The organism is Streptomyces sp. NPDC019937, assembly GCF_040631655.1.
Taxonomy (GTDB): Bacteria; Actinomycetota; Actinomycetes; order Streptomycetales; family Streptomycetaceae; genus Streptomyces.
Genome location: NZ_JBEYAL010000008.1, coordinates 94,509 through 115,730, shown reverse-complemented (window position 1 = coordinate 115,730; position 21,222 = coordinate 94,509). Strand labels below are relative to the sequence as shown.

Below are 21,222 nucleotides of genomic sequence, written 5' to 3'. Positions count from 1 at the left end.
GAGTGATGGCAGACAGGGCTGGTCGGCCCCCTCACGGCGCTGTGCAGCGGACGCGTCACCGTCATCAAGATCTGACTGGATCCCGGAAGTCACCCCGGCCCCGTACGTGCGCCGAGCAGGTGCCGCATCGACTCTGCTGCGCGGACCGCCGCGTCCGCGCAGCAGTTGTTGAACAGGGCGTGGACCTCGTCGGCTCGATCGGCCATCTCGCGGAGGCGTGGGGCCCATTCCTCCAGTTCGTCGGTCGTGTAGGTGTGGCGGAAGCGCTCCTCCTTGGTGCCGGTACCCCAGGCCCTGTTGCGGCCGTGGAAGCGGGCCACCGCCAGGTGGGGTGAGGCGATGGGGGTGACCGGGGGTATGGAGGTGGCGAGCGTCTGGGTCATGTCCACGGCTACGGCCGACATGCCCCAGTCCTTGAGCATCGCCTCGGTCTCGGCTCGCTCGCCGTCCTGCCACCAGCCGGGGTGGCGGAACTCCACGGCGACGGGCCACCCGGCCGTACGGCGCGCGCATTGGGCGAGGAACGCCTTCGACCGTGGGTCGTCGGGGGCGAACCAGGGCGGGAACTGGAAGAGGAGGGTGCCGAGGCGCCCAGCCTTCTTCAGCGGTTCCAGCGCTCCGGTGAAGCGTTGCCAGATGTCGTCCAGCAGTGCTGGATCGTGTCCTGCCCGGCGGCTGCCGGACAGGGCGGGGCGTAGGTCGGCGGGCAGGGCGTTCGGGGTCGTCGGGTGGCCGGTGAGCAGGGAGAACGCCTTGACGTCGAAGCGGAAGCCGTCCGGGGTGCGCTCGGCCCAGAGGGTGCTGTTACGGGCGCTGGGCAGGGAGTAGTACGTGGCGTCGACCTCGACGACGGGGAACTGGGCGGCGTAGTGCCGCAGTCTGCCCTCCGCGTCGCGCCGCCCCGACGGGTACCAGCCGCTGGACAGCAGCGCACGGTCCGTCCATGAACAGGTGCCGACCAGAATCTCACCCATGCGGTGCCGACTACCCCGGGTCGGGGTAGTCGGCACCACCGGGTCCGAGCCCACGCGTCGCATACGTTTCGACGGCGAAGCGAAAAATCGCGCTGCCCAACTTTGGCGCCGTACCGTGGCACGTGGTCAAGAGCTGATAGCGGCGCCGCACATTTTCGGGGAGTGCCTGTGTTTCCGCCTACCGTCATTGTGGGTTTGCACGGGATTCTCAAGCGGAATCCGTGGTTCGACCGGGTCGTGGAACAGGATGAGGAAGGCAGCGTCGAGGAGGACCTTCTCGGGCTTGCGATTGATCGGGCTGGTTCCTACGGCTGGCACTCCCTGACGAGCTGGCTCCACGAGGACGGAAAGGTCACCGCCCGCCATGAGCCCACTTCCTGGGCCCATGAGGAGGTCGGCGGTGACTGGACGCAGGATGGCAGGGTTCACCAGTTGGCCTGGTTACAGGCCGGAGTTCTTACTGATCCTCCACGCCTCGGTCTGCCCGTCCGGCCGATCGCTTTGGTGATGGCCGAGACGCTGGCTCGCGTGGGCACGGTGACGTTCACCGGTCTGCATGCTCTGCTGCCCTTGCGGGCGGCCGAGCGCAACACGGCTTTCCGTCCAATCGAGTTGGCACCGTGGTTCGGGCTGGCGGATCCGGATGACCGGTACGAGGTGGTGGTCGCCGTCTTCTGCCATCCCCAGGAGGACGCGGTGGCCGTCTGCGAAGCGGTGCGGGGCATGGCGCAGGGGGCGGTGGATGTCTCCGCTTCCGTGGCGGGAGGCGATCTGCCGGGGTTGGAGCTCGATCTCGACCGCGTGCTGCATACCGAGGGGATGCGTGAGGTGATGCGGTTGAGCTGCCGTACGCGCGAGTGGTCACCAGATATCGCGGTGTGGCTGGTGGAGATGGTCGCGGATGGTTTGCGTCGGGCGGGGCGGTTGGCGCCGGTGGTGGTGACGGTCTCGTTGGCGTCTGCCCCGGCGTAGGCCGCGGCGCCAACGGCGCGTTTCACACTGACCCCGTCGGGGAAGCTGCGACATTGGGAGCGCTCCCACATCCCTCCCATTCCCCCACGAACGATGGAGGAAGATCGCGCAATGATTTGTCATGAACGCGCCATAAACTTACGCCGCTGGGCCTCTCGCGCCCTCGGGCTGCTGGCCGCGCTGCTGCTCGGCCTGATCCCCATGTCCGGCACCGCCAGCGCGCACGGATCGGTCATCGACCCCGCCTCCCGCAACTACGGCTGCTGGCAGCGTTGGGCGAGTGACTTCCAGAACCCGGAGATGGCCCAGAAAGACCCCATGTGCTGGCAGGCCTGGCGGGACAACCCCAACGCCATGTGGAACTGGAACGGGCTGTACCGCAACGGCTCCGCCGGCAACTTCCCGGCCGCTGTGCCGGATGGGCAGCTGTGCAGCGGTGGGCACACCGAGGGCGGGCGCTACAACTCCCTCGACACCCCCGGCGCCTGGAAGACCACGAACATCGGCCGGAACTTCACCGTGAAGCTGTACGACCAGGCCAGCCACGGAGCGGACTACTTCAAGGTCTACGTCACCCGGCAGGGCTACGACCCCACCACCCAGCCGCTGAAGTGGAGCGACCTGCAGCTGGTCACCACGACCGGCAAGTACGGCCCCAGCCAGAACTACTCGATCGACGTCAGCACCTCCGGCTACACCGGCCGCCACGTCGTCTACACGATCTGGCAGGCCTCGCACATGGACCAGACGTACTTCCTGTGCAGCGACGTGAACTTCTCCTGAGCCGCCGCCCGTCGAGCCCCGCCGGAAGCATTGCCTCCGGCGGGGTTTGACGATTCGGCGGTCTCGTCCGGCGTATCCGGGGAACTAGGTATCCCCAGTCGTTGAGAGGAGTTGGAGACATGACGCACTTAGCCAGCGGGATACGGGCGGGCGCGATCGGTGCCGTGGGGCTCCTCGCGTGCGGCGTGCTGACCGCGTGCGGGAGTGACGGCGACTCCGAGGGCAAGGGCGGGAAGACCTCGTCGGCGGCCGGCGGTGGTGAGGGAGGCACGGCCGCGGTCCGTACCGCGTACCGCAAGACCGCCGAGGAGGAAACGGCGCGGATGACCCTCCGGACGGAGACCTCGGCCGCCGGGAAGTCGGCGGTCGCGCAGGGGGAGGGGGCCATCGACCTGGAGGACGGGGACAGCACCATGTCCATCAGCGCCGGGGGTCAGAAGGTCGAGCAGCGCGTCGTCGACCAGGTGGTCTACCAGAAGCTTCCGTCCAAGCAGCGCGCGCAGGTGCCCGGCGACAAGCCGTGGATCAAGATCGATCTGAAGAAAGCGGCCGCCGAGCAGAACAGCGGCAGCAGCAATCAGATCAACGACCCCGCGCAGTCGGCCTCGTTCGGAAAGGGCATCACCGACCGGAACACCAAGAAGGTCGGCACGGCCACGGTCGACGGCGTGAAGACCACCCGTTACCGGGTCACCGTCGACATCGACAAGCTCTCCGGCGCCGCCGCGTTGAAGCGCCAGGTCGGTCCCACCGTCCCGATGGACGTCTGGCTGGACGACCAGGGCCGCATCCGCCGCCAGCAGATCACCATGGACATCAAGCCCACCGATCAGCCGAAGGGGACGACCACCCCGAAGAAGCTGACGGTGCGCACGCTGATCGAGTTCTCCGACTTCGGCACCGAGGTCGACCCGGAGGCCCCACCTGCGGGGCAGACCACCGACATGACGGGCAAGCTCGGCAAGCGGTAGAGCCGGGTCACCGGGCCTGGGGACACGGCAGGTCCGGGGCCAGGGCGTTGGGGCCGCATGTCACCACGGCCAGGGAGAGGAAGGACGTGCGGCCTACGTAGAAGCCCAGGGAGACGTCGCCGCCTTGGGTCAGGCGGTCAGCGGCGGTGGCTACCAGGTGGGACAGGCGTGCGGTGTCGGCTTCCTGGCGGGAGAGGAAGCCCGGCGCGTGTTCGGTGAGCTGCCGGCCCAGCCAGGTGGCGGCGTCCTTGGGTTCGTGGAAGGTGGCGCGGATGAGGGCGGGGGATTTGAGGAGCCAGTACGCCGTCTCCATGGGGGGCAGCTCCGAGCGGCGGAAGGTGTCGAGGAGGGCTCGGTAGTGCTCCTCGTCCTCCGGGGTGGCCGGGGGCAGGGGGCGGTCGGGGAGGCGGCGGAGGATCTCGTGGTCGAACAGCTCCTTCTCGCCCAGCCAGGAGTACGCGTGGAGGTGCACGCGTCAGCCGTTCCCCCTGGGAGTGAAGGGGAAGGCCACTGATGGGGTGATGGGGTCTCCCGGAGGGTCAGGAGACCTCGACCTTGGCTGTTGTGTCGTAGAAGCAGAGGTGGTTCTTGATCTCGGCCACGGCGTCGATCGGCTGCGGGTACGCCCACACCACGTCCGGGCGCAGTTCGGTGCCGCTGTCCGGGCCGATGTACGTCCAGTACGCCGCCTCGCCCTTGAACGGGCAGGTGGTGCGGGTGTCGGTGGGCTCGAACAGGGTCAGGTCCACGTCCTCCGGCGGGAGGTAGTAGCGCACCGGCAGGCCGGTCTCGTGGAGCAGCAGCGGGCGGTCCGTCTCGGCGACGACCTGGCCGTCGATGGTGACCTTGACGTGCTGCGTGCCGCGCGTCACGTCCACACGGTGGCCGGAGCCCGAGCCGGTGTGGGGGTGGGTGGTCATGGTGGGTCCTCCTCGGGTGGGTCCGTGTTCAGGTCAACGCTTGCCCTCGGCCGGGGATTCCGTCTCCTCGCGGGGCCAGGGTCGGCCGTCCTGGGCTTCGACCTCGCGGTTGAAGCGGGTCAGGACCTCGCCGAAGCGGGACAGGTCCTCCGGGGTCCAGTCCTCGAGCAGCCGGGCCAGGCTGGTGCGGCGGCGGTCGCGTTCGGCGGTGAGGCATTCGGTGCCCAGGGCGGTGACGCGGAGCTTGCGGGCGAGGCCGCCGTCGGGGTCGGGGATGCGCTCGACCAGGCCGCCGCGGAGCAGGGTGCCGGTCTGGCGGTTGACGGTGGAGACGTCGAGCTGGAACGCGTCGGCGAGCTGGCCGATCGACATCGCGCCCTCCGTGTCCAGGCGGGTGAGGAGGAGGTAGGCCGAGCGGTCCAGGCGGTCGGCGCACGACTCGCCACCGGACGCCTTGCGGTCCCGGGGTGTCAGGACGTGACACCTGGCGACCAGCATCAGCTCGCGTTCCAGCCGCTCCAGCACGCTTCCTCCTCGTCGCCCCCGCTCCATGCAACAGAAGTGTGCACGATACACATCATGTGTAGGATGCACATCTCCTACTCATCCCAGTTGTACCGCTTGGAGGCCGCATCCGCATGGCCCAGTCAGCCCCACCCCGTGTCGAGGAGCCCTTGAGCGCCGCGCCGCCCGGCACGTCGCTCCCGCAGCGCGAGGTCGGTGGCGGTTTCGTGGCGGTGCTCGCGTTCTGCGGCATCGCCGTTTCGGTGATGCAGACGCTGGTCGTCCCGCTCGTGAGCGAACTGCCGCAGCTGCTGCACACCACCAGCTCGAACGCGTCCTGGGTGGTCACCGCGACCCTGCTCGCGGGGGCCGTCTCGACTCCCGTCATGGGGCGGCTCGGGGACATGTTCGGCAAGCGCCGGATGCTGATGGTCGCGTTGACGCTGCTCGTCGTCGGCTCGCTGACCTGCGCCGTCACCTCCGATCTGGTGGTGATGGTGGTCGGCCGGGCCATTCAGGGCGGGGCGATGGGCGCCATTCCGCTCGGCATCAGCATCATGCGGGACGAGCTGCCGCCGGAGAAGCTGGGCTCGGCGATGGCCCTGATGAGCTCATCGCTCGGCATCGGCGGTGCGCTGGGACTGCCGGCCGCCGCGTTCGTCGCGCAGCACACCAGCTGGCACGTGCTGTTCTACGGGGCCGCCGGGCTGGGCGCGATATCGATCGCGCTGGTGCTCGCCGTCGTCCCGGAGTCCGCCGTACGCACCCCCAGCCGCTTCGACCTGATCGGCGCGGTCGGGCTGACGGCCGGGCTGGTGTGTCTGCTGCTGCCCATCACCAAGGGCGGCGACTGGGGCTGGGCGAGCGGTACGACGCTCGGGCTGTTCGGCGCGGCCGTGGTGATCCTGGTCCTGTGGGGACTGTTCGAGCTGCGCACCGCCGAACCGCTGGTCGACCTGCGGACCACCGCGCGCCGTCAGGTGCTGCTGACCAACCTCGCCTCGATCATGGTCGGCTTCTCGTTCTACGCGATGTCGCTGATCCTGCCGCAGCTGCTGCAGCTGCCGGAGGCCACCGGCTACGGGCTCGGTCAGTCGATGGTCATGGCGGGGCTGTACTTCGCCCCGATGGGCGTGGCGATGATGCTGGTATCGCCGCTGTCCGCGCGCATCAACGCCGCCCGCGGCCCCAAGGTCTCGCTGGTCAGCGGCATCATCGTGATCGGCGCGACGTACGGCGCGGGCCTGGTGATGATCGACCACATCTGGCAGATCGTGGTGCTCTCCACCGCGCTCGGCATCGGCATCGGCATCGCGTACTCGGCCATGCCGACCCTGATCGTCAGCGCCGTCCCCGCCCGGGAGACGGGCGCGGCGAACGGTCTGAACACCCTGATGCGGTCCATCGGCATGTCCACCTCCAGCGCGGTGGTGGGGGTGATCCTGGCCCACCGGACGACGGACTTCGGCGGGGTCGCGCTGCCGAGCAAGGAGGGCTTCCAGACGTCGTTCATGGTGGCGTGCGCCGCCTCGATCGTGGGTCTGCTGATCGCCTTCTGTCTGCCCGCGCGGCGCCGGGTCTCCTCGGGGAGCGTTTCGTCCGCGCCGGCCGCGAGTGTTTCCGTGCCGGAGGAGCACGACGTCGCGGAGGACGTTCCCGCTCTCACCGGCAGCGTCATCCACGGCCGGGTCCTCGGCGCCGACGGCACCCCGCTGGCCGACGCCGCCGTCACCCTGATCGACACCGGCGGCCGCCAGCTGGGCCGTACGGTCAGCGGGAGCGACGGCGGCTACACCGTGACCGCGCCCGGCAGCGCGAGCGTCGTCCTCATCGGCTCGGCGCCCGGCCACCGGCCGCAGGCCGCCACGCTGCTGGTGTCGGACGTTCCCGTCCTGTGCGACCTGCGGCTCGCCGGAGGCGGCGGGCTGACCGGGTCCGTCCGGGCCGAGGGCGGTGGGCCGCTGGCCGGGGCCACCGCGACCGCGACCGGCGCGGACGGCGAGGTGGCGGGCTCGGCGACGGCCGACGAGAAGGGTGAGTTCGCGCTTCCGGAGCTGGCCTCCGGCACGTACGCGCTGACGCTCAGCGCCGACGGGCACCGGCCGCACGCCACCCAGGTCGAGCTGACCGCCGGTGAGCCGGTGCGGGTCGATGTGTCGCTGCGGCCCGCCGCCCGGGTCCGGGGGACCGTACGTGACCAGGGCGGACAGCCGCTGGAGGACGCACGCGTGGCGCTGCTGGACGCCTCCGGCGATGTCGTCGGGCAGTCCATCACGGGCGCGGACGGGGCCTTCGCCTTCGAGGGGCTGACCGGTGAGCACTACACGGTCGTCGCCAGCGGTTACGCCCCGGCCACCCGGCCGGTCACGGTCGGCGGCGACACCCCGGAGGCCCGGGACGTGGACCTGCTGCTGAGCCACGGCTGAGGACCGAGTCGATACGTCCGGCCGGGCCCCGGAACACGGGCCCGGCCGGACGGGCACAGCGGGCCGGACGGGCACAGCGGGCTGGACGGGCACAGCACGCATCCGCCCCCGGCGGTGCTGCTCCCGCTCTCATTCCTCGGGCAGGCTCTCCCACGCCTCACCCTTGCGGAACAGCTCGTATCCCTCCGCGTCCGCGATCGACTCCGCCTCCGCGCGGCTGCGGACGGAGATCTCGTAGGTGTGGCTGTCGACCGTCGCGTGGACACCCTTGCCGTCGGTGATCGTTTCGATCGAGTGCGTCTCGTAGATGACGCGCCCCGGCTCGGCCTTGCTCCAGACCACGTGCATGCTCACTGCCATCGGATCACTCCCGAAGACGAGCCCCCTGGTTTCAGGGTCTCACGGTGCGCGGCTACCGCCTTCCGAAGATCGCCACATGTGCCAGGGCCAGCAGCGCGAGCGCTCCGCCGAACCACATCACGCCGACGAGCGCGATCCCGTCCGCCGCCCGGCCGCCGAGCAGCGCGCCGAGCGATATCGCGATGTTGAAGACGCCGACGAACAGCGCCGAGGCGGCCTCCCGCGCGTCCGGTGCCGCGTGCAGCACCCAGGTCTGCGAGGTCACCGACACCCCGCCGTACGCCAGCCCCCACAGCACCAGCAGCGTGACCGCCCCGCCGAGGGTGCCGCCCGCCACGGGGACGAGCAGGACCGCGGTGGCCAGCACGGTGAAGATGACCATGAGGGTGCGGCGCGGGGCGCGGTGGGCGGTGGCGCCCGCCAGGAAGTTCCCGGCGATGCCCGCCACGCCGTACGCCAGCAGCAGGGTGCTGATCAGCCCCGCCCGTACGCCCGAGACGTCCTCCAGCACCGGGCGGATATAGGTGTACGCGCCGAAGTGGCCGGTGACCAGCAGCAGCGTGGTGATCAGCGCGACCCGTAGCCGGGCGTTGCGGAACAGCCCCGGCACCTCGCGCAGCCGGATGGTCTCGGTGGCGGGCAGCGGCGGCAGGGTGACGGCGAGGGCCGCGGCGATCGCCAGCGCGAGCGCGCCCATCCCGGCGAACGCGGCGCGCCAGTGGACCAGGTCGCCGATGAACGTGCCGACCGGTACGCCGAGGACGGAGGCGACGGCGATCCCGCTGAAGACCAGCGAGGTGGCGGGGCCCGCGGACTTCTCCGGTACGAGCCGTACGGCGAGCCCCGCGGCCAGGGACCACACCCCGCCGATGCACACCCCGACCAGCACCCGGGCCAGCAGCAGCACGGCGAAGCCGGGCGCGAGGGCGGAGGCCAGGTTGGCCACCGCGAGGAGCACCATCAGGCCACACAGCACCAGCCGCCGGTCGAGGCGGCCGACGGTGACGGTCAGCAGGGGCGCAGCCACGGCGGCGACCAGGCCGGGCACGGTCATGGCCAGGCCCGCCGTACCGGGCGAGACGCCCAGCGCGGAGCCGACGGAGGTGAGCAGGCCGACGGGGAGCATTTCGGTGGTGACGACGGAGAAGGTGCCGAACGCCACGGCGACGACGGCGAGCCAGGCTCTGAGCGGCGAGTGCGCGGGGGCGGCTGACCCGGATGCACCTGCCGGAGCGGTGAGTTCCGTGGTAGTGGGCGTGGTATTCGACATGACTCAAATGAACCGCCGCGCCCGGCCGGGAACAACGCCGAAGTCCTCAGTCTTCTATGAGCGGGACTCATGGATCGGTGGAGCGGCCGGCCGGGAGGAACGGGAAGGGACGGGAAGGAACGGGCCGATGGCAGGGCTGGAGATCCGCGAGCTGGAGTGTTTTCTCGCGCTCAGCGAGGAGTTGCACTTCGGCCGTGCGGCGGAGCGGCTGTACGTGTCGCAGAGCAGGGTCAGCCAGTTGCTGCGCGCGCTGGAGGGGCGGATCGGCGCCCGGCTGGTGGACCGCACCAGCCGACGGGTGCGGCTGACCCCGCTGGGCGAGCGGTTCCTGGCCGAACTCCGGCCCGCATACGACGCGCTGTACGGGGCGGTCGAGGGGGCCCGGGGCGCGGCGCGCGGTCTCACGGGGGTGCTGCGGGTCGGCTTCCAAGGGGCCGCCGACGAGCGGGTGATGGCCGCGCTGGCCGCCTTTCGGGAGCGCCATCCGGGCTGCGAACCGGAGACCGTGGAGATCCCGATGGCGGATCCGTTCGGCGCGGTGCGGGACGGTGTGGTGGACGCGGCGATCGTCTGTCTGCCGGTCGGGGAACCGGACCTGGTCCTCGGCCCGGTGTTCTCCCGGCAGCCGCAGACGCTGGTGGTCCGCGCCGGGCACCGGCTCGCGGGGGCGGCGCGGCGGGGCCGGGGCGCGGTGGACGCCGAGGAGCTGGCCGACTGCCCGCTCGTCGCCCCGTCCGGGCCCGCGCCCCGCTACTGGCGGGAGTTCATGGCCCCGCCCGTCACCCCCGGCGGCCGCCCGATCCCCCGCGGCCCGCGGGTGCGCACCCTCCAGGAGGGGCTGACGGCGGTCGCGGCGGGCCGGGGCGGGATGCTGCTGTGCGCGCCGACCGCCGCGTACCACGGCCGCCGCGACATCACGACCGTCCCGGTGGCGGGGCTGCCGGACTCGATGCTCGGCCTGGTGTGGCGGCGGGGTGGTGAGACGGCGCGGATACGGGCGCTGCGGCGGGCCGTGGACGAGCTGTGCGGGCCCACCGTCTCAGGTCACCCAGATCCGCTGGAGTGCCCGGTAGCCGACCACGGCGATGCCCTCCTCACGGAGGATGGCGCGGGCCCGCGGTGAGGTCAGGAACGCGTGGTCGGTGCTGCGGACCCGCCAGCCGCCGGGGTCGGCCGCCCGGGCGTGCGGGTCGTCCAGCCCCGGGTGTACGGCCCATTCGCTGAGGCCGGGCGGCAGGTCGCGCAGCAGCCGGGCGTAGTGGGCCGCCTTGTCGTCGAGGCCGAGGGCGAAGCTGTCCAGGAACGGATGGTCGAGGGCGGGCAGTCCGCGCCGCCGCAGCGCGCGCCGCCCGGGGTCGAGCCAGATCCGTACCGCCAGGCCGTATTCGGCGGCCAGCGCGAGCGTCAGGTCGCGGATGTCCTCGCGGCCGCCGTCGGCCAGACAGTGCCAGTCCAGGTGGGCGGGGGCGAGCCCGGCGTCCAGTACGGTCTCGATCTGGGCGCGGAACTCGCGTTCGACCTCCGCCGGTCGGGCCCGGGCCAGCAGCTCCGGTATCCCGGCGTGGTCGTACAGCTCCCCCGCCGCGTTCAGCAGCGACGGCACCCGCTCCGGCGGCGACAGCGGCCCCCAGGGGAGGCGGGGCAGGTCGCGGACGAGGGTGAGATGGACCCCGAACGGGATGTGCGGCCGCTCGCGCAGCAGTTCCCTCGCGTGCGGCGCCGCCGGGCACGGCACCATCAGGCTGCACGACGCCGCGATGCCGTGCTCGACGGCCTCGACGACCGCGGTGTTCACGGCCGAGTAGATCCCGAAGTCGTCGGCGTTGACCAGGAGCGCGCGGGCGTCTACGGCCAGGCCCAGCAGCTCGGTGGACGTGGCCCGGGGCGCGGGGTCCGTGGGCTCGGTGAGGTCCATCAGCGGGTCTCCCTGCGCATGCACACCCGTGGCCACCGGTCCAGCCCGTGTCCGGCCTCGCTGCGGCGGATCTCCCACAGCCCGGGGGTCAGTTCGTCCTCCGCCAGGGTCCGGAAGCCGCAGCGGGCCGCGTAGTAGGGGGCGTTCCACGCCACGTCCACGAAGGTGGTCAGGGTCAGCGCGGGCACACCGTCCGCGGCGGCCCGCGCCGCGACGTGTTCGATCAGCGCCCGGCCCACCCCGCGGCGGGCGCTGTCCGGGTGCACCGAGATCTGCTCGATGTGCGTGTTCCCGTCGACGGGGTCGGTGATCACGTAGGCCACGGCCCGGTCCGTGCCGTCCACCGCCACCCAGGCCCGCCCGGCGCGCTGATAGCGCCCCAGCTCCGCCAGGGTCAGGGGCTCGTCATCGGCGATTTCGTCCATCCCGATGTCACGGAAGCACCGTCCGGCGGCGCGCTCTATGTCCTGGAGACGGTGAAGTTCCTCGGTGGTGCTCGTTCGAATCCGCACCCCACCATCATCCTCCGGTGCCGTGCGGTGTCCGAGCGCCGTCCGGGATCCGACCGGAAACCCACCGGGTGGCGCATCAACTGCTCAGGTCAGCATGGGGTGTTGAGGGGCGGCGGTGTAGTCGGGGCGGTACTGGCCTGGTTGGTAGGGGCGTGGGTCCTTGTAGGGGGGCGTCGCAGTGGGCAATCACCCGTTCGGGGGATTCAATGGTTGACGCAGGAAACCACTGCCGCACAACCCTCCACGTGAAAGGCCCAGTTCCACCATGAGCGCGAACCCTCGCGACCCTGTCATGCCCGTACCGCCGGAGGACACCGACCGCACGCTGCGCTTCGCGGGGCCCGCGACGTTCGGGCGGGTGCCTCGGCTGGATCAGGTCGGGGCCGCGGATATCGCGGTGGTGGGGGTGCCGTTCGACGCCGGGGTGTCCTATCGGCCGGGTGCGCGGTTCGGCGGGAACGCGATCCGGGAGGCGTCGCGCCAGCTGCGGCCGTACAACCCGGCCCAGGACGCGTATCCGTTCCACTACGTCCAGGTCGCGGACGCCGGGGACATCACCGCCAACCCGCACAACCTCCATGAGGCCGTCGAGAACATCGAGGCGGGCGCGGAGGAGCTGCTGGCCGCGGGCACGCAGCTGATGACGCTGGGCGGCGATCACACCATCGCGCTGCCGGTCCTGCGCGCGGTGGCCCGGCGACACGGCCCGGTGGCGCTGCTGCACTTCGACGCGCATCTGGACACCTGGGACACCTACTTCGGCGCCGAATACACCCACGGCACACCGTTCCGCCGCGCGGTCGAGGAGGGCATCCTCGACACCGCAGCCCTCTCGCACGTCGGCACCCGCGGCCCGCTGTACAGCAAGGAGGACCTGGACGAGGACACCAAGCTGGGCTTCGGCATCGTCACCTCGGCCGATGTGATGCGGCGCGGGGTGGACGAGGTGGTGCAGCAGCTCAAGGAGCGGATCGGCAAGCGGCCGCTGTACATCTCGGTGGACATCGACGTCCTGGACCCCGCGCACGCCCCCGGCACCGGCACCCCCGAGGCGGGCGGGCTCACCTCGCGGGAACTGCTGGAGATCGTGCGCGGGCTGGCCGACTGCCATCTGGTCTCCGCCGATCTGGTGGAGGTGGCCCCGGCGTACGACCACGCCGACATCACCTCCGTGGCCGCCTCGCACACCGCGTACGAGCTGGTCACCCTCATGTCCCGGCAGATCGCCTTCCTGCGGTGGGTGGAGGAGCAGCAGCGGTGGTGAGTCAGCCGAGGCGGTCGCGGGCGAACAGCTCGTTCAGCTCGCCCTGCGGGATCTGGGCGTCGGCGAACGTCAGCGTCCCGCGCTCCAGCAGCTCCCGGGCGCTGTCCCGTACGAAGCCCAGCGCGGCGCGCGCGATGCTGCCGCCGAGGCTGAGGCGGGCGACGCCGGCGGAGCGCAGGGCGTCGGCGGTGAGGCTGGTGGCGCCGAGGCCCATGACCACGTTGAGCGGGCCGTCGACCTCGGCCACCAGGGTGGTGATGCTCGCGAGGTCGTTGACGCCCGGTACGTAGAGGCAGTCCGCGCCCGCCTCCCGGTACCGGTTGGCGCGCCGGATCGCGTCGGCGAGCGGGGCCGGGGAGCGCAGCATCAGGCCGTCGGTACGGGCGGTGAGCACGAAGCCGCCGCCCGCGTCCGCGGCCTCGCGGGCGGCGGCGATCCGGGCGACGGCCAGCTCCTCGTCGTACAGCCGCCCGTCCGCGAAGTCCTCGATGTTGCCGCCTGCGAGGCCCGCGTCGACGGCCAGCCGGACGGTCTCGGCGACCGCCTCGGGCTCCGCCCCGTACCCGTCCTCCAGGTCGCCGTTGACGGGCAGGTCCACGGCCGCGGTGATCTGGCGGACGCGGTCGAACATCTCGGCCCGGGAGACCGCCTTGCCGCCCTCCGGGATGGTGTGGTCGGGCCTGCCCAGGGAGAAGGCGATCCCGGCGCTGGTCGTCGCCAGCGCCTGGAACCCCGCCTCGGCCAGCACGATCGCGCTCCCGGCGTCCCAGGCGTTCGGCATCAGGAAGCCGGTGCGGTCGTCGTGGAGACGGCGGAAGGCGGTGGCGTGGCGGGTGACCATGGGGCGGTTCCTCTCCGGCGGGACGGCTCGCGCCCGTGCTCGGCGTACGTGTGCTCGGCGTGCTCGTGCTCGGCGTGCTCGTGCACTGAGGGAACCACACCGCACCGACAACGCGTCGCAGTGATCATGAATGAGGATGTGCGGGATCTGATCGACGACTGGGACTCCATCTACCAGGGCTATTACCTGGGCGATGAGGAGGAGATCGACGCGGTGGTGACGCGTTGCGCGGACCGGCTCGAAGAGGCCCGCGCCACGCACGGCGCCGGCTCTCCCGAAGTGGCGTTTCCGGCCCTCGGCCTGGTGCTCATGTACGGCCATGTGATGTGGCATTCGGCCCCCGGCGTCGCGGACCGGGCCGCCGCCTCGCTGCGCGCCGTCGCGGCGGACGGGGCCGGAGCCCCCTGTGACCATGCGGGCCACCCGAGCGACCAGGGGCTGGGCATCGGGCCGTTGGAGGCCTTTCCCACGGCTCTCGAACTGTTCGCAGACCCCGGCAGCGAGGACGTGTCCTGGGACGAACTCCACCAGTGGCCCGGCCCGGACGGGGACGAACTGCCGCTGTCCGAGCTGGAGGCCCACTGGCGCTGTCCGCGCACCGTCGCCGGATTCGCCTCGGCGGCCGCCGAAGCCATCCGTCCGGCCACCCCTGCGGACGCCTGATCCGGACGCCGCAGCCGCCTCAGTCGCCGGCCGCGCCCTGCGCGATGGCCGCCTCGACCTCGCCGGTCCGGGCGGCCTCCTCGGCGGCGAACCGCTCGGCGTCCAGGCGCTGCGCCACCTCCTCGTCCTCGTGCATCAGCAGGTCCAGGTTGCTGTCGCCGAGCTCCAGCACGCCCATGTCGACGTAGGCGCGCTGCAGGCGTTCGCCCCACAGGCCGATGTCCTTCACGCACGGCACGATGCGGCTGAAGAGCAGCTTGCGGAACATGTGGAGGTACGGGGAGCGCTCGGCGTACTCCTCGGCCTCGGCCTTCGGGATGCCCAGGTTCTCCAGGACCTCGACGCCGCGCAGCCGGTCGCGCATGAGGTAGCAGCCCTCGATGACGAACTCCTCGCGCTCGCGCAGCTCCGCGTCGCTCAGGTCGCGGTAGTAGTCGCGCAGCGCCATCCGGCCGAACGCGACGTGGCGGGCCTCGTCCTGCATGACGTACGCGAGGAGCTGCTTCGGCAGGGGCTTGTCGGTGGTGTCGCGGATGAGGCCGAACGCGGCGAGGGCCAGGCCCTCGATGAGGACCTGCATGCCCAGGTAGGCCATGTCCCAGCGGGAGTCGCGGAGGGTGTCGCCGAGCAGCGCCTGGAGGTTGTCGTTGATCGGGTAGACCATGCCGACCTTCTCGTGCAGGAAGCGGCCGTACAGCTCGGCGTGGCGGGCCTCGTCCATGGTCTGGGTGGCGGAGTAGAACTTGGCGTCGAGGTCGGGCGCCGATTCGACGATGCGGGCGGCGCACACCATCGCGCCCTGTTCGCCGTGCAGGAACTGGCTGAACTGCCAGGAGGCGGCGTGGCGGCGCGCCTCGGCCCGCTCCCGCTCGGACATCCGGTCCCAGTGGGGCGTGCCGTAGAGGGCCAGGGCCTCGTCGGGGGTGCCGAGCGGGTCGTACGGGTCGACCTCCAGGTCCCAGTCGATCCGCTTGGCCGCGTCCCACTGCTTGTCCTTGCCCTTCTGGTACAGGGCGAGCAGCCGGGCCCGGTGGTCGTCGTACTCCCAGGCGAACCGGGCGGCGCCGGCGGCGGGCACCTGCCACATCGGGTCGCCGGGATCCATGGCGTAGAGCTCCTGCGTCGACACGGCGTCTCCTTCGCCTCGCTGCGCTCCCCCGCTCGCGGCAGGCTCACACGGCCGTCGCACGGGGGTCAACAACCGGTCCGCGGGGGATTGACGGGCTTGCTGACACAGAGTCTCATAAGGGATGTCCAGCCGCGACCACTTCGACGAGGTGCCTCCAGCCATGACGACCGCGACCGAATCAGCCGCGCCCCGGGACGCGCTCGGGCTCCTCAAGGACCGGGAACGGGTGGCGGAGCGGCTGCTGCGGGCCTCCGCCCGGCACTCGTTCGACCCCGACACCGAGCTGGACTGGGACGCGCCGCTCGAACCGGACAAGTGGTTCTGGCCACCGGAGCTGGTCTCCCTCTACGGCACCCCGATGTGGCGGCGGATGTCCGAGGAGCAGCGGATGCTGCTGGCGCGGCACGAGGCGGCGGCGCTGGCCTCGCTCGGCATCTGGTTCGAGATCATCCTGATCCAGCTGCTCACCCGGCACATCTACGACAAGTCCCCGACCAGCGCCCACGTCCGCTACGCGCTCACCGAAATCGCCGACGAGTGCCGCCACTCCCGGATGTTCGCCCGGCTGATCGCCAAGGGCGGCACCACCGCGTATCCGGTCGCCCGGCTCCACCAGAACCTGGGCCGGTTCTTCAAGACGTTCTCCACCACGCCCGGTTCGTTCACCGCCACCCTGCTCGGCGAGGAGGTCCTGGACTGGATGCAGCGGCTGACGTTCCCCGATGAGCGCGTCCAGCCGCTGGTGCGCGGCGTGACCCGGATCCACGTGGTGGAGGAGGCGCGCCACGTGCGGTACGCCCGGGAGGAGCTGCGCCGCCAGATGGCGCGGGCGCCGCGCTGGGAGAAGGAGGTGACCCGCGTCGGCTCGGGCGAGTTCGCCCGGGTGTTCTCGCTCGCCTTCGTCAACCCCCAGGTGTACACGGACGTCGGCCTCGACCGGCGGGCGGCCGTGCTCCAGGTGCGGGCGAGCGGCCACCGCCGCGAGGTGATGCGCGGCGGCGCCCGGCGGCTGACCGAATTCCTCGACGACGTCGGGGTGCTGCGCGGCGTGGGCCGCAAACTGTGGCAGAGCAGCGGGCTGCTGTAGCCCCCTCGCGCACCGGGCCGCCCCTCGCCACCTGCCCGGGTGCGGTTACGCTGCCAGGCATGACGACGACCAGTGGCACCGCCCCGGCGGACGCGGACCGGGCCACCGCGGCGCCTCCGGCCACCGCGCGCCGCGGGGCGTACCGCAGGCTCAGCGTCGAGGCGCGGCGCGCCGAACTGATCACCGCCGCGCTCGGCCTGTTCGCCCACCGCGCGCCGGAGGACGTGTCGCTGGACGATGTCGCCTCGGCCGCCGGGGCCTCCCGCCCGCTCGTCTACCGCTACTTCCCCGGCGGCAAGCAGCAGTTGTACGAGGCGGCGCTGCGCAGCGCCGCCGACGAGCTGGAGGGGTGCTTCGGGGAGCCGCGGACCGGTCCGCTCAGCGGCCGGCTGGGCAACGTACTGGACCGCTATCTCACCTTCGTGGACGAGCACGACGCGGGGTTCAGCGCGCTGCTGCACGGCGGCAGCGTGGCCGAGACCTCGCGGACGAGCGCCATCGTGGACGAGGTGCGGCGGGCCGCGGCCGAGGAGATCCTGCTGCACCTGACGGCCGAGGAACCCGCCGAGAAGCCCGGCGCCCGGCTGCGGATGATGGTGCGCACCTGGATCACGGCGGTCGAGGCGGCCTCGCTGATCTGGCTGGACGAGAACAAGCAGCCGCCGGCCCGGGAGCTGCGGGACTGGCTGGTGGACCACTTCGTGGCGCTGCTGACCGCCACCGCGGCGACCGATCCGCAGGCGGCCCGGGTGATACGGGCGGCACTGGCCGCGGAGCCCGCGCACGGCCCGGTGGGCGCGCTGGTGCGGCGCGTCGCGCCGGTGTTCGACGAGGCGCGGCACCTGCTGTGAAGCCCCGGACACGGTGAGGGTGGTGGCGCGGTGAGGAGCGAGGAGACGCCGTTCGTCGGCGGGCCGCTGGACGGCCGGGTGCTGCCGGTGCTGGTCGGCGCCACGGGGCAGCCGCCGAAGACGTACGAGGTGCCGGTCCCGGACGAGGACGGCGGGCCGCCGGCCGTGTACGTCTACCGCCGCGTCCCGGCGGGCACCTCCCGGCGGCTGGGGCTGATCCGGGGGTGGGCCTACGAGTACGACCCGGAGGGCAGGCCGGGCAGCGGGCCGAAGTGGCCGTGGTCCAAGCCGGGCTGAGCGGCGCGCCCGAAGGGCGTTCCCTCGCCCGCGATCGCCCTCCACACGGGTGACCGTATTGGGCCGACTTGCCCATCATTCCCCAGAAGATACGACTGTCACGCCGCGTTCCTGCTGAGGTGGTCGTCGGACCCCGTTCCCTCAGCCGGAGGTATGAGCCCGTGTCAGGACGGATCGTAGGCTCGGTCTGCGCGGCAGCGATCACCGCCGCCGCCGCGCTCGTCCCGCCCGTCCCGGCGGCCACGGCCGCCCCCGCCCAGCCTTCCGCCCGGCCCGCCGACCGGTCGGTCGCCGGGCTGCTCACGCAGCTCAAAACGCTGTACCGGAAGGCGGAGGAGGCGACCGAGGCGTACAACGCGACCGAGGAGAAGCTGCGCAGGCAGCGGGCGAAGACCCGGGAGCTGACCGACGACCTCGCCCGCAGCCGCACCGACCTGGCCGCCAGCCGGGAGGACGCGGGGCGGCTGGCCCGTCAGCAGTACCAGGGCCACACCCAGCTCTCCGCGTACACCTTCCTGCTGACGCTGCTCACCCCGCATCCGGAGGACGCCGTCGACCAGGCGCGCGAGCTGGACCGGGCGGCGGGCCGGGAGGCCGCCGTGGTGGAGCGGCTGACCAAGGGCGAGCGGCACGCCGACGCCCTCGCCACCCGGGCCCGGGCCGCCCTGGACAAGCAGCTGTCGCTGAGCGCGAAGAAGAAGAAACAGCGCGACAAGGTCAAGAAGCGGCTCACGAAGATCGAGAAGATGCTCGCCTCGCTGACCGCCCGCCAGATCACCCAGGTGGCGGAGAAGGAGCGCGAGGAGACCGAGAAGCGGCAGCGCAAGCTGCTCGCCTCCGGGGCGCTGGGCGGGGCCACCCGCCGGGCCCAGGGCGCCGCGGCCCCGCCGCCCCTCCCGGACCCCGGCCAGGACCAGAGCCAGAACCAGGGCCAGAGCCAGGGTCAGGACCAGGGTCAGGACCAGGGCACGGGCAGCGGCACGGGCGGCGGTCAGGACACCGGCGGCGGTCAGGGCGCGGGCACCGCTCAGCCCCCGGGCAACCCGGCCGGGGACACGGGCGGCGGCGGCACGCCCACCACCCCCGTGGTGCCGAAGACCCCCGGGCGGCTCCCGATGGCCTCGGCGTCGGCCGGACAGCGGGCGCTGCAGTGGGCGCTCAACCAGATCGGCAAGCCGTATGTGTGGGGCGCCGAGGGGCCGAACGCCTTCGACTGCTCGGGGCTGACCTCCCAGGCGTGGGCGCACGCGGGCCGCACCATTCCGCGCACCAGCCAGGAGCAGTGGCGACGGCTGCCGAGGATCTCGCTCAGCCAGATCCGCCCCGGCGACCTGGTGATCTACAACAAGGGCGCGAGCCATGTGGCGATCTACGCGGGAGGCGGCCAGGTGGTGCAGGCGCCCCGGCCCGGCACCACGGTGCGGCTCTCCCCGCTGGCGTCCAATCCGGTGCAGGGCGTGGTCCGTCCGGGGCCGGCCCGGGGCTAGAGGGTCAGGAGGCTTCGGCGTCCGCCTCGTCAGGGGAGGTCAGGGAGGTGAGATAGGCCGCCGCCTTCTCCGGTTCGTAGAAGAAGTCCTCGAAGTCGGCCGGGTCGTCGAAGCCGTTGGCGATCCGGTCGGCCACCGGTGGCAGGTCGCCGCCCGCGCCGAGCAGTTCCATGATGTGCCCGGGCGGCGGGGCCAGCATCGTGTTGGTCCACTTGGTGACGTACCGGGCGGTCGCCCAGTAGCGGTCGAAGGTCTCCCTCATCCATGCCGCGTCGAACGGCCGATCGCCGTGGGCGACGATGCTGTCCAGGTAGGAGGCGGCGCACTTGGCGGCCGAGTTGGAGCCCTGGCCGGTGATCGGGTCGTTGGCGACCACCACATCGGCGACGCCGAGCACCAGGCCGCCGCCGGGCAGCTCGCCGATCGGGTCACGTACGGTCGGGGCGTACCGCCCGGCGAGCGTGCCGCCCGCGTCGGTCAGCTCGACCTTGGTGGCCCGCGCGTACTCCCAGGGGGTGAACCGCTCCATCAGCTCCAGCGTGGTGGCCAGGTGGTCGGACGGGTCGGTGACGCCGTGGAAGGCATCGGCCGGGCCGCCCGGGACGGCTTCCCAGAAGAGGATGTCGGCGCGTCCGCTGATGGTGAGGGTCGGCATGACGAACAGCTCGCCGACGCCGGGGACCAGATTGCAGCGCACCGCCTCGACGTCCGGGTGCTCGGGGCGCGGGCCGAGACCGTGCACATAGCTGACGGCCAGCGCGCGCTGCGGGGTGTCGTACGGGGAACGGGCGGCGTCGCGGCCGAAGAGCGCGACCAGTTCGCCCTTGCCCGCGGCCACCAGCACCAGATCGTGGCTCTGGGTGAAGAAGTCCAGGTCGGAGACGGCCACACCGTGGATGACCAGTTGGCCGCCGCGCTGTTCGAACAGCTCCATCCAGCCCGCCATCTTGATCCGCTGGTCGACGGACTGGGCGTACCCGCCGAGCCGGCCGACCCAGTTGATGGCGCGGGAGTGGGGCCCCTGAGGTGTCGGCGGTCCGGCGACGGACATGCCGAGGCCCTCGATGCGCGGCGCCTGCTCGTCCCAGAAGTTGAGCTTCAGGTCGCGCTCGTGCTGGAGCGCGGTACGGAACATGCATTGCGTGGACATGACGCGTCCGGAGCGGATCTCATCAGCGGTGCGGGCCGCCAGCAGGGTGACCTCGTAGCCCTCGGCCTGGAGGCCGAGGGCGAGCTGGAGGCCGGACTGACCGGCTCCGACGATGAGTATCTTCCGCATGGAGTGACTCTCTCTCAGGCTCAGGACAGGAAAAGGAACAGAGCATTCCATTCCGCGAGCGGAGCCGAGATTAGTTCACTCGGGCGAAACGTCAACGGCGTGACGTACCAACGCCAGCAGCGCGTCCACCACCGTGACCCGCCGCCGGGCGTCCATCGTCACCACCGGCACCTTCGGCGATACGGAGAGCGCGTCCCGGACGTCCTCGGGGCCGTAGAGCGGGGTCCCCTCGAAGTGGTTGACCGCGACCACGTACGGCAGGCCGAGGCTTTCGAAGTAGTCCAGCGCCGGGAAGCTGTCCTCAAGACGCCGGGTGTCGGTCATCACGACCGCCCCGATCGCCCCGCGCATCAGGTCGTCCCACATGAACCAGAACCGCTGCTGGCCCGGGGTGCCGAAGAGATAGAGCACCAGATCGGATTCGAGCGTGATCCGCCCGAAGTCCATCGCGACGGTCGTGGTCAGCTTCTCGGGCGTCGCGCCGAGGTCGTCCACGTCCTCGCTGGCCTGCGTCATCAGGGCCTCGGTCTGCAGCGGAGTGATCTCCGAGACCGAGCCCACGAACGTCGTCTTCCCGACGCCGAAACCCCCCGCTATCACTATCTTGGTGGCGATCGGCGCCCGTGAGCGGTCCGTCTGCCAGCTTTGGAGCCGTTCTTCGGCGCCGGGTATACCGGCGCCGGGTATCTCCGACACATGCGGCGGCGTCACCGTCAT

The 21,222-nt window shown here is 71.7% G+C and carries 23 protein-coding genes; 11 read left to right on the top strand and 12 right to left on the bottom strand.

Annotated features, from left to right (window positions below):
- Positions 1-89 precede the first annotated feature (89 nt).
- Positions 90-974, bottom strand: a complete 885-nt coding sequence (locus ABZ562_RS10225) for a DUF72 domain-containing protein (protein ID WP_361476230.1) — start codon at positions 972-974, stop codon at positions 90-92.
- 168 nt (positions 975-1,142) lie between these two features.
- Between ABZ562_RS10225 and ABZ562_RS10220 the strand changes: the two genes are divergently transcribed.
- From ABZ562_RS10220 to ABZ562_RS10210, 3 genes are all read left to right on the top strand, one after another.
- Positions 1,143-1,946: a hypothetical protein gene (locus ABZ562_RS10220; RefSeq protein ID WP_361476228.1), complete on the top strand. Its 804-nt coding sequence runs from the start codon at positions 1,143-1,145 to the stop codon at positions 1,944-1,946.
- A 111-nt stretch (positions 1,947-2,057) separates the two neighbouring features.
- Entirely contained in the window at positions 2,058-2,729 is a 672-nt protein-coding gene (locus tag ABZ562_RS10215; RefSeq protein WP_361476226.1) for a lytic polysaccharide monooxygenase, read from the top strand.
- Between the two features lie 119 nt (positions 2,730-2,848).
- Positions 2,849-3,700, top strand: a complete 852-nt coding sequence (locus tag ABZ562_RS10210) for a hypothetical protein (protein ID WP_361476224.1) — start codon at positions 2,849-2,851, stop codon at positions 3,698-3,700.
- A gap of 7 nt (positions 3,701-3,707) precedes the next feature.
- Here ABZ562_RS10210 and ABZ562_RS10205 read toward each other — a convergent pair whose 3' ends face one another.
- From ABZ562_RS10205 to ABZ562_RS10195, 3 genes are all read right to left on the bottom strand, one after another.
- The gene (locus ABZ562_RS10205; RefSeq protein WP_361476222.1) at positions 3,708-4,172 is read right to left on the bottom strand and encodes a hypothetical protein; all 465 of its coding nucleotides are present in this window, start codon (positions 4,170-4,172) and stop codon (positions 3,708-3,710) included.
- Between the two features lie 67 nt (positions 4,173-4,239).
- The gene (locus ABZ562_RS10200; RefSeq protein ID WP_361476220.1) at positions 4,240-4,620 is read right to left on the bottom strand and encodes a DUF427 domain-containing protein; all 381 of its coding nucleotides are present in this window, start codon (positions 4,618-4,620) and stop codon (positions 4,240-4,242) included.
- 33 nt (positions 4,621-4,653) lie between these two features.
- The gene (locus ABZ562_RS10195) at positions 4,654-5,118 is read right to left on the bottom strand and encodes a MarR family transcriptional regulator (RefSeq protein WP_361476454.1); all 465 of its coding nucleotides are present in this window, start codon (positions 5,116-5,118) and stop codon (positions 4,654-4,656) included.
- A 176-nt stretch (positions 5,119-5,294) separates the two neighbouring features.
- Between ABZ562_RS10195 and ABZ562_RS10190 the strand changes: the two genes are divergently transcribed.
- Positions 5,295-7,550 (top strand): MFS transporter, encoded by a 2,256-nt coding sequence (locus ABZ562_RS10190; protein WP_361476218.1) that lies wholly within the window; start codon positions 5,295-5,297, stop codon positions 7,548-7,550.
- Between the two features lie 129 nt (positions 7,551-7,679).
- On the opposite strand, the gene ABZ562_RS10185 is transcribed toward ABZ562_RS10190, so the two are convergent.
- Together ABZ562_RS10185 and ABZ562_RS10180 are read right to left on the bottom strand one after the other, a co-directional pair.
- Positions 7,680-7,910, bottom strand: a complete 231-nt coding sequence (locus ABZ562_RS10185) for a hypothetical protein (RefSeq protein WP_055547806.1) — start codon at positions 7,908-7,910, stop codon at positions 7,680-7,682.
- Positions 7,911-7,962: 52 nt separating this feature from the next.
- Positions 7,963-9,180, bottom strand: coding sequence for an MFS transporter (locus ABZ562_RS10180; RefSeq protein ID WP_361476216.1), 1,218 nt, complete (start codon positions 9,178-9,180; stop codon positions 7,963-7,965).
- A gap of 127 nt (positions 9,181-9,307) precedes the next feature.
- Here ABZ562_RS10180 and ABZ562_RS10175 point away from each other — a divergent pair, with 127 nt between their 5' ends.
- The gene (locus tag ABZ562_RS10175) at positions 9,308-10,303 is read left to right on the top strand and encodes a LysR family transcriptional regulator (RefSeq protein WP_361476214.1); all 996 of its coding nucleotides are present in this window, start codon (positions 9,308-9,310) and stop codon (positions 10,301-10,303) included.
- Here ABZ562_RS10175 and ABZ562_RS10170 read toward each other — a convergent pair.
- Positions 10,220-11,095, bottom strand: a complete 876-nt coding sequence (locus ABZ562_RS10170; protein WP_361476212.1) for a ChbG/HpnK family deacetylase — start codon at positions 11,093-11,095, stop codon at positions 10,220-10,222. The two genes, ABZ562_RS10175 and ABZ562_RS10170, sit on opposite strands and share 84 nt — an antisense overlap.
- Positions 11,095-11,607: a GNAT family N-acetyltransferase gene (locus ABZ562_RS10165; RefSeq protein ID WP_361476210.1), complete on the bottom strand. Its 513-nt coding sequence runs from the start codon at positions 11,605-11,607 to the stop codon at positions 11,095-11,097. Before ABZ562_RS10165 ends, ABZ562_RS10170 begins: the two co-directional genes overlap by 1 nt.
- A 292-nt stretch (positions 11,608-11,899) precedes the next feature.
- Here ABZ562_RS10165 and speB point away from each other — a divergent pair, with 292 nt between their 5' ends.
- Entirely contained in the window at positions 11,900-12,871 is a 972-nt protein-coding gene (speB, locus tag ABZ562_RS10160) for an agmatinase (RefSeq protein WP_361476452.1), read from the top strand.
- Position 12,872: 1 nt separating this feature from the next.
- Here the strand turns inward: speB and ABZ562_RS10155 are convergent, their stop codons facing one another.
- Complete coding sequence (locus tag ABZ562_RS10155) at positions 12,873-13,712, bottom strand: isocitrate lyase/phosphoenolpyruvate mutase family protein (protein ID WP_361476208.1); 840 nt, start codon at positions 13,710-13,712, stop codon at positions 12,873-12,875.
- Positions 13,713-13,832: 120 nt separating this feature from the next.
- Here ABZ562_RS10155 and ABZ562_RS10150 point away from each other — a divergent pair, with 120 nt between their 5' ends.
- Positions 13,833-14,375: a hypothetical protein gene (locus tag ABZ562_RS10150; RefSeq protein ID WP_361476206.1), complete on the top strand. Its 543-nt coding sequence runs from the start codon at positions 13,833-13,835 to the stop codon at positions 14,373-14,375.
- Between the two features lie 19 nt (positions 14,376-14,394).
- On the opposite strand, the gene ABZ562_RS10145 is transcribed toward ABZ562_RS10150, so the two are convergent.
- Complete coding sequence (locus ABZ562_RS10145; protein ID WP_361476204.1) at positions 14,395-15,504, bottom strand: ferritin-like domain-containing protein; 1,110 nt, start codon at positions 15,502-15,504, stop codon at positions 14,395-14,397.
- Positions 15,505-15,664: 160 nt separating this feature from the next.
- On the opposite strand from ABZ562_RS10145, the gene ABZ562_RS10140 reads away from it, so the two are divergent.
- From ABZ562_RS10140 to ABZ562_RS10125, 4 genes are all read left to right on the top strand, one after another.
- Entirely contained in the window at positions 15,665-16,591 is a 927-nt protein-coding gene (locus ABZ562_RS10140) for a diiron oxygenase (RefSeq protein WP_361476202.1), read from the top strand.
- Positions 16,592-16,650: 59 nt separating this feature from the next.
- Entirely contained in the window at positions 16,651-17,442 is a 792-nt protein-coding gene (locus ABZ562_RS10135) for a TetR/AcrR family transcriptional regulator (protein ID WP_361476200.1), read from the top strand.
- 30 nt (positions 17,443-17,472) lie between these two features.
- A complete protein-coding gene (locus tag ABZ562_RS10130) occupies positions 17,473-17,739 on the top strand; it encodes a hypothetical protein (protein WP_361476198.1) in 267 nt (88 codons plus the stop codon).
- A gap of 161 nt (positions 17,740-17,900) precedes the next feature.
- Complete coding sequence (locus tag ABZ562_RS10125) at positions 17,901-19,226, top strand: C40 family peptidase (protein WP_361476196.1); 1,326 nt, start codon at positions 17,901-17,903, stop codon at positions 19,224-19,226.
- Positions 19,227-19,230: 4 nt separating this feature from the next.
- On the opposite strand, the gene ABZ562_RS10120 is transcribed toward ABZ562_RS10125, so the two are convergent.
- Positions 19,231-20,505 (bottom strand): styrene monooxygenase/indole monooxygenase family protein, encoded by a 1,275-nt coding sequence (locus tag ABZ562_RS10120; protein ID WP_361476194.1) that lies wholly within the window; start codon positions 20,503-20,505, stop codon positions 19,231-19,233.
- Positions 20,506-20,580: 75 nt separating this feature from the next.
- Positions 20,581-21,222, bottom strand: coding sequence for an ATP/GTP-binding protein (locus ABZ562_RS10115; protein ID WP_361476192.1), 642 nt, complete (start codon positions 21,220-21,222; stop codon positions 20,581-20,583).

Bases quoted from the DNA above. Each gene is read 5' to 3' on its own strand.
- ABZ562_RS10180 (WP_361476216.1), bottom strand. From the start codon at position 9,180: ATGTCGAATACCACGCCCACTACCACGGAACTCACCGCTCCGGCAGGT.
- ABZ562_RS10195 (WP_361476454.1), bottom strand. From the start codon at position 5,118: ATGCTGGTCGCCAGGTGTCACGTCCTGACACCCCGGGACCGCAAGGCG.
- ABZ562_RS10200 (WP_361476220.1), bottom strand. From the start codon at position 4,620: ATGACCACCCACCCCCACACCGGCTCGGGCTCCGGCCACCGTGTGGAC.
- speB (WP_361476452.1), top strand. From the start codon at position 11,900: ATGCCCGTACCGCCGGAGGACACCGACCGCACGCTGCGCTTCGCGGGG.
- ABZ562_RS10225 (WP_361476230.1), bottom strand. From the start codon at position 974: ATGGGTGAGATTCTGGTCGGCACCTGTTCATGGACGGACCGTGCGCTG.
- ABZ562_RS10115 (WP_361476192.1), bottom strand. From the start codon at position 21,222: ATGACGGTGACGCCGCCGCATGTGTCGGAGATACCCGGCGCCGGTATA.
- ABZ562_RS10135 (WP_361476200.1), top strand. From the start codon at position 16,651: ATGACGACGACCAGTGGCACCGCCCCGGCGGACGCGGACCGGGCCACC.
- ABZ562_RS10175 (WP_361476214.1), top strand. From the start codon at position 9,308: ATGGCAGGGCTGGAGATCCGCGAGCTGGAGTGTTTTCTCGCGCTCAGC.
- ABZ562_RS10210 (WP_361476224.1), top strand. From the start codon at position 2,849: ATGACGCACTTAGCCAGCGGGATACGGGCGGGCGCGATCGGTGCCGTG.
- ABZ562_RS10120 (WP_361476194.1), bottom strand. From the start codon at position 20,505: ATGCGGAAGATACTCATCGTCGGAGCCGGTCAGTCCGGCCTCCAGCTC.
- ABZ562_RS10215 (WP_361476226.1), top strand. From the start codon at position 2,058: ATGATTTGTCATGAACGCGCCATAAACTTACGCCGCTGGGCCTCTCGC.
- ABZ562_RS10185 (WP_055547806.1), bottom strand. From the start codon at position 7,910: ATGGCAGTGAGCATGCACGTGGTCTGGAGCAAGGCCGAGCCGGGGCGC.
- ABZ562_RS10155 (WP_361476208.1), bottom strand. From the start codon at position 13,712: ATGGTCACCCGCCACGCCACCGCCTTCCGCCGTCTCCACGACGACCGC.
- ABZ562_RS10170 (WP_361476212.1), bottom strand. From the start codon at position 11,095: ATGGACCTCACCGAGCCCACGGACCCCGCGCCCCGGGCCACGTCCACC.
- ABZ562_RS10140 (WP_361476202.1), top strand. From the start codon at position 15,665: ATGACGACCGCGACCGAATCAGCCGCGCCCCGGGACGCGCTCGGGCTC.